The organism is Peribacillus sp. NPDC097224, assembly GCF_044761985.1.
Classification (GTDB): domain Bacteria; phylum Bacillota; class Bacilli; order Bacillales; family DSM-1321; genus Peribacillus.
Map to the genome: position 1 here is coordinate 704,478 of NZ_JBIWDK010000001.1, position 6,318 is coordinate 710,795.

The window sequence follows — 6,318 nt, forward strand, 5'->3', positions numbered from 1 at the left end:
TTTAAAACTGGAAACGGGATATCTTTATTCACTAAAACTGAAGGAGCAAAACATGACCCAGGAAGTTCCAATATCATTATTGTTTCATTTTACAGATAAATATGGATATAAAAAGCCCATGTATTTTAATAAGCCGAAAAAGATTCTGATTGCCCATTCGATTGAAGAAGTGGTAATCAAATTCGATGAAGTACAGAAAGCGATTGATGAAGGATATTATGTAGCAGGTTATGTTTCTTATGAAGCCGCCCCAGCCTTTAATAACTGTTTGAAAGTAAAAGAGGGTGGAAACATGCCTTTATTATGGTTTGGGATTTTTGAAAGTCCGGGAGAATTCATAGAAGAAACGTTGGGTGCCTTTCATATGGCCGATTGGGATTCCGAAACCGATTCTAAATCCTATCATGCTGGATTTCAAAGGATTAAAGAAGAGATAGAGAGAGGTAACAGCTATCAGGTGAATTACACAATGCGGTTACGATCGAAGTTCGAAGGGGATGACTATGCATTTTATAATCGCCTAGTAAGAGCTCAACGTTCCAACTATAGTGCTTATTTAAATCTGGGAACATATCGGATTCTTTCCGCTTCTCCAGAGCTATTCTTTCGATGGGAAGATGGACAATTAATCACCCGTCCCATGAAGGGGACAGTAAAGCGGGCTGGAAATAGAGAGAGAGATTTGGAGAATGCCAAATGGTTAGCCAATTCCGAAAAAAATCAAGCCGAAAATTTAATGATTGTCGATTTGCTTAGAAATGACATGGGGATGGTATCGGAAAAAGGGACTGTTAAGGTATCTAAGCTTAAGGAAATCGAAAAATATCCGACAGTTTGGCAAATGACATCGACAATCACTGCAAGTACGAAGCCGGAAACGACTATTATTGATTTATTCAAGGCACTTTTCCCATGTGGATCGATAACGGGTGCACCGAAAATTAAAACAATGGAAATCATCGCTGAACTTGAGAATTCACCGCGTGAAATATATTGTGGCGCCATTGGCTACATCACTCCTAATCGGGAAGCAGTTTTCAATGTACCGATACGGACAGTAGTAATTGATAAGGAAACTGGTCAGGCTGCATATGGAGTCGGAGGGGGAATCACTTGGGACTCGGCTTCTTTGGAAGAATACGAGGAAGCCTTCTTGAAAGCAAAACTATTGACGGAAGAGCACCCGGCTTACCAGCTTTTAGAGTCAATCAGGCTTGAGAATGGCGAATATTCTTTATTGGAGGAACATATTGAAAGAGTGATGCAATCTGCAGATTATTTTGGCTTCAGGCTTCCTGAAAAGACGCTTAGAAATCAACTAATAGAATACTCCTCCATACATACCGACACGTTAGAAAAGATTCGTGTGCTAGTTTCGGAAAATGGGGAAATTAGTGTCTCTGGGCAAATAATTGATGGGGTAAATCCGGAAATATCAGTTATCGTAGCCGAAAGTCCGATTCATAGTGAAAATCCTTTTCTTCATCATAAAACTACGAATCGAGGCGTTTATGATGAATTTAAAAGAAGGTATCCTGACTTTCATGACGTATTGCTCTGGAATGAAAAAGGGGATGTCACGGAGTTCACGAACGGAAACATTGTCGTGAAAATCAATGGGGAACTCATCACTCCCCCTTTGGAATCAGGCTTGCTTGCAGGAACTTTTCGTCGAGAACTATTAAAGAGGAAAGAAATCCAGGAAAGGGTCATAAAAAAAGAAGAATTGGTTACTGCTGAGGAAATTTGGTTTATTAATAGTGTAAGAGGAAGGATTAAGGTTCAGCTTACCAATCAATAAAAACTCTATAACATTCATTATTTGGAGGGGTGTCATGAAAGAACATACAGTTGCGGGACTGACAAAAAAAGAATGGAAGGAAAATCCATTACTTAAACAACTAATGGACACTGAAGAAACTTTCTGGTTAAATCCGAACTACACAAGCATGTTTGATCATCCAATTGTTCAAGCAGCAAAGGTGAAAGAGGCAGAAGAAAGATTGAATAGGTTTGCTCCGTATATTGCCATAGCCTTTCCGGAAACAAAACCCATGAATGGAATCATTGAATCTCCATTAGTCGAAATAGCTTCCATGAAGAGTCGAATGGAAAAAATCTATGAAATTGCCATCCCAGGTAAACTACTGCTTAAGTGTGACAGTCATTTACCGATCTCCGGTTCCATCAAGGCTCGAGGTGGCATATATGAGGTATTAAAACGGGCGGAAGAAATAGCGATGAAAGATCGGGGGTTTAAAGAAACCGATAACTATGAATTATTGGCCAGTGATGAATATAAAGAGTTATTTTCACACTATTCCATTGCTGTCGGGTCGACAGGGAATCTAGGTTTAAGCATTGGGATAATAAGTGCCCACCTTGGGTTTAAGGTAACCGTTCATATGTCAGCTGATGCCAAGCGGTGGAAAAAGGATAAACTCAGGTCGCTCGGTGTCATCGTAAAGGAATATGAAGAGGACTACAGTAAAGCCGTTGAGGAGGGACGCAGACAGGCCTCTCTCGATCCCAGTTGTCATTTTATTGATGATGAAAATTCAGTCGATTTACTTTTTGGTTATGCAACGGCCGCAACACGGCTAAAAGAGCAATTGAATGAAAAGTCGATTATAGTTGACGAAGAACATCCTCTGTTCGTGTACTTACCTTGTGGTGTGGGTGGAGGCCCAGGAGGGATAACGTATGGGCTTAAACTGGCCTTTCAAAAAAATGTTCATTGCTTTTTCGCAGAGCCAACCCATTCACCATGTATGACGCTCGGGTTGGCAACAGGACTTCATGAAAAAGTTTCCGTGCAGGATTTTGGGGTGGATAATAAAACGGAAGCAGATGGCCTGGCAGTCGGTAGACCCTCCAAGTTGGTTTCGAATATGATGGACTCTATGTTGAGTGGAAGTTTCACGATGGGGGACGAAAGATTATTTGACTTCCTTCGAATGATGGCTAAAACGGAAGCTTATTATTTAGAGCCATCAGCCCTGGCAGGAGCATATGGACCGGTTCAAATATTCAGTAGGGAAGAAGGAGAAAAGTATATCATGAAGGAAGGATTGACAGGAAGGTTAAATCAGTCCACGCACATCATATGGGCTACAGGGGGAAGTATGGTCCCGAAAGAAATGATGGAAAGATACTTAACAAGAATGTAACAAAAAAAGAAGTTCAGTAACCATTCTGAACTTCTTTTTTTGTGTCGAATCCCCATGAAACCAGCAATAGTTGAATGGCTTTTTCCAGTTCCTTCTCAGGAATTCCTGCAAAACCAAGAATGATTTTGGGTGGACTTTCTTTCTTATGTTGAATGCTATAGGAAGATAGTCCGTAAATCTTAATATGGGCATTTGAAGCTCCTAGGATAAGATCCTCTTCATTCATACCATTTTTAACGATGAGGACGATGTGAAGTCCTGATTGCTCGCCAATTATCGTTATCTGCTGATGATGGGGTTTAAATAGTTCCAAAACCTTTTCCAACTTTCTACGATAAACTTTTCTCATTCGGTTTAAATGTTTCTCGAAATCTCCTTCTCTCATAAACTGTGTCAAAATATGTTGATCGATTCGGGAGACAGTTGAATGGTAAAAAGATAATTCCTCTTTATGTTTTTCTAGTAAAGCGAGAGGCAAAACCATATAGCTGACCCTAATAGAAGGAATCAATGATTTAGAAAATGATCCTAAATAAATCACTTTATCACCAGCATCCAAACTTTGTAGAGAGGGAATCGTTTTTCCACTATAACGAAATTCACTATCATAATCGTCTTCAATGATATAGCGGTTTTCCGTCTCTTGAGCCCAGTTCAACAAGCGAGTACGTCGGTTAACGGACAAAACCGTTCCATAGGGAAAGTGATGAGAAGGGGTTATATAAAGGACGTCAATATTGGATTGATCGATTCTATCCACCTTCACGCCTTCTTCATCCACTTCTAGTGGATACACATCATTTGGATAGCCTTTCAGAAGCCGTAAAATTAAATGGTATCCGGGGTCTTCGACACCATATACTGTTTTTTTATCAAACAGTAGTATCAGCTGTTGCAGTATAATCTCCAGCCCTGCACCGATAATGATTTGCTCGGGCACACACCGGACTCCGCGAGAATGGTACAGGTAATGGGCAATTTCACAACGTAACTCATATTCGCCTTGAGGGTCTCCTAGTAAAAGGAGTTCTTGATTTGATATGTCTATAGTGTGTTTTGTATATTTACGCCATTTTTCAAAAGGAAAGTTTTCTGTATCTATCTGGCTGGGGTGAAAATGAAACAGGAAATCATTCTTTTTATTGACCGTCTTTTCGACTGGGGCATTCACAGGTTGTGTGTATTCCAAATCCTCGGAAGTTTGAATGTAATACCCTTTTCTTGGGATGACTTCAACATAGCCTTCAGCACATAATTGCTCATATGCTGTCTCGACAGTATTTTGACTGATGTGGAGAAATTCCGCTAGTTTCCGTTTTGAAGGCAACTTTGTACCAAAAGGGAGCCGGCCATTTACAATTTCCGTTTTTATGTGTGAATATAACTGTTCATATAATGGCACTTCATCCATACGGTTTAAATTACATGCTAGCATATCCATTTTTTACCGCCCTTTTCGTGATTTCTATCTGACCCTATCATTTTCATTAAAACTGACACTTTCAATGTGGTCAACTATTTCTTATACTAATGAACAAATCTTAATTATGCAAATATTAGGGGGAAGAAGAATGGAAAAGCTTGTAGGAACCGACACAGTCAAAAGAGGAATGGCGCAGATGCAAAAGGGTGGCGTAATCATGGATGTCATAAATGCAGAGCAAGCAAGAATTGCTGAAGCGGCGGGGGCGGTGGCTGTCATGGCTCTTGAGAGGGTACCATCAGATATTCGTGCTGCAGGCGGTGTGGCAAGGATGGCCGATCCAAGGATTGTGGAGGAAGTGATGAAAGCTGTTTCGATCCCAGTGATGGCTAAAGCAAGGATCGGTCATATTGTGGAAGCGAGAATCTTGGAATCCATGGGAGTGGATTACATTGATGAAAGTGAAGTACTGACTCCAGCCGATGAAGAATATCATATTTTGAAAAGCGATTATATAGTACCTTTTGTATGTGGTTGCCGGGATTTAGGGGAAGCCTCCCGACGTATCGGCGAAGGGGCCTCGATGCTTCGGACGAAGGGAGAACCTGGGACAGGGAACATTGTGGAAGCTGTACGGCATATGAGAAAAGTTCAATCTCAAATTCGTAAAGTATGCATGCTGAGCGAGGATGAATTAATGACTGAAGCAAAAAATATTGGTGCTTCTTATGAAGTTCTGAAGGAAATCCGGCGCACAGGGAAATTACCTGTAGTAAACTTTGCAGCAGGTGGAATTGCGACTCCTGCAGATGCCGCCCTGATGATGGAACTTGGGGCTGACGGTGTATTTGTGGGCTCAGGAATCTTCAAATCGGAAAATCCCGATAGATTCGCTGCTGCCATCGTACAAGCAACTACATACTTCACCGATTATGATTTAATAGGCAAGTTGTCTAAAGAATTGGGAAGCGCGATGAAAGGAATTGATATTTCTAAGTTGGCCCCAGCTGAGAGAATGCAGGAGCGTGGATGGTAAACATGGTAACCATAGGTGTTTTAGGTTTGCAGGGTGCTGTAGATGAACATATGAACCAAATCAAGGAAGCCGGTGAGCATGCGATATTAGTTAAGAACCCAGAACAGTTAAAGGATATCGATGGCCTGATCATTCCGGGTGGAGAAAGCACCACTATGAGAAAACTAATGGACCATTATGGTTTCATGGAGCCGATTACGGCATTTTTCGAACAAAAAAAACCGATTTTCGGTACTTGCGCAGGGATGGTATTAGTGGCAAAGGAAATGGTTAGTTTGGAACATCCCCATCTTGGTTTTATCAATATTACAGTGAATAGAAATGGTTTTGGTCGTCAGAGGGAAAGTTTTCAAGCACCCCTTATAGTTCAAGGAATGGAAGAACCTTTCATGGGTGTCTTTATCAGAGCACCTTTTGCCGTTGGCGTAGGTGAAGATGTGGAGATATTAGCAAGTTATGACGGGAAAGTAGTGGCGGCTAGACAAGAACAGGTTCTTGTCAGTTCGTTTCATCCAGAACTGACCGGTGATCAACGATTTATACAACTTTTTTTAAAAATGGTGAAAGACTCAATCAATAGAGTTGAAAAGCTTTAAAAGGGGCTGTCCCAAAAGTCAGGAAAATGACTTTTAGGGCAACCCTTTTTTTATGAAATTTATGCACAAAAAAATCGCCCTTTTTAGTAAAAT

At 40.9% G+C, this 6,318-nt stretch carries 5 protein-coding genes; 4 read left to right on the top strand and 1 reads right to left on the bottom strand.

Annotated elements, in window-relative coordinates; all coding sequences use genetic code 11:
* The first annotated feature begins 52 nt into the window (after positions 1-52).
* Positions 53-1,801, top strand: coding sequence for an aminodeoxychorismate synthase component I (gene pabB / locus ACIQXR_RS03510; protein WP_402868603.1), 1,749 nt, complete (start codon positions 53-55; stop codon positions 1,799-1,801).
* 34 nt (positions 1,802-1,835) lie between these two features.
* Positions 1,836-3,170, top strand: a complete 1,335-nt coding sequence (locus ACIQXR_RS03515; RefSeq protein ID WP_402868601.1) for a D-serine ammonia-lyase — start codon at positions 1,836-1,838, stop codon at positions 3,168-3,170.
* Positions 3,171-3,183: 13 nt separating this feature from the next.
* On the opposite strand, the gene pdxR is transcribed toward ACIQXR_RS03515, so the two are convergent.
* Positions 3,184-4,611, bottom strand: a complete 1,428-nt coding sequence (gene pdxR, locus ACIQXR_RS03520; protein WP_402868599.1) for a MocR-like pyridoxine biosynthesis transcription factor PdxR — start codon at positions 4,609-4,611, stop codon at positions 3,184-3,186.
* A 130-nt stretch (positions 4,612-4,741) separates the two neighbouring features.
* On the opposite strand from pdxR, the gene pdxS reads away from it, so the two are divergent.
* Together pdxS and pdxT are read left to right on the top strand one after the other, a co-directional pair.
* Positions 4,742-5,629, top strand: a complete 888-nt coding sequence (gene pdxS / locus ACIQXR_RS03525; RefSeq protein WP_402868597.1) for a pyridoxal 5'-phosphate synthase lyase subunit PdxS — start codon at positions 4,742-4,744, stop codon at positions 5,627-5,629.
* A gap of 2 nt (positions 5,630-5,631) precedes the next feature.
* Complete coding sequence (pdxT, locus tag ACIQXR_RS03530; protein WP_402868595.1) at positions 5,632-6,225, top strand: pyridoxal 5'-phosphate synthase glutaminase subunit PdxT; 594 nt, start codon at positions 5,632-5,634, stop codon at positions 6,223-6,225.
* The last annotated feature ends 93 nt before the right edge of the window (positions 6,226-6,318 follow it).

Excerpts from the sequence above, each read along its gene's own strand:
- pabB (WP_402868603.1), top strand. The coding sequence starts at position 53 with ATGACCCAGGAAGTTCCAATATCATTATTGTTTCATTTTACAGATAAA.
- ACIQXR_RS03515 (WP_402868601.1), top strand. The coding sequence starts at position 1,836 with ATGAAAGAACATACAGTTGCGGGACTGACAAAAAAAGAATGGAAGGAA.
- pdxR (WP_402868599.1), bottom strand. The coding sequence starts at position 4,611 with ATGGATATGCTAGCATGTAATTTAAACCGTATGGATGAAGTGCCATTA.
- pdxS (WP_402868597.1), top strand. The coding sequence starts at position 4,742 with ATGGAAAAGCTTGTAGGAACCGACACAGTCAAAAGAGGAATGGCGCAG.
- pdxT (WP_402868595.1), top strand. The coding sequence starts at position 5,632 with ATGGTAACCATAGGTGTTTTAGGTTTGCAGGGTGCTGTAGATGAACAT.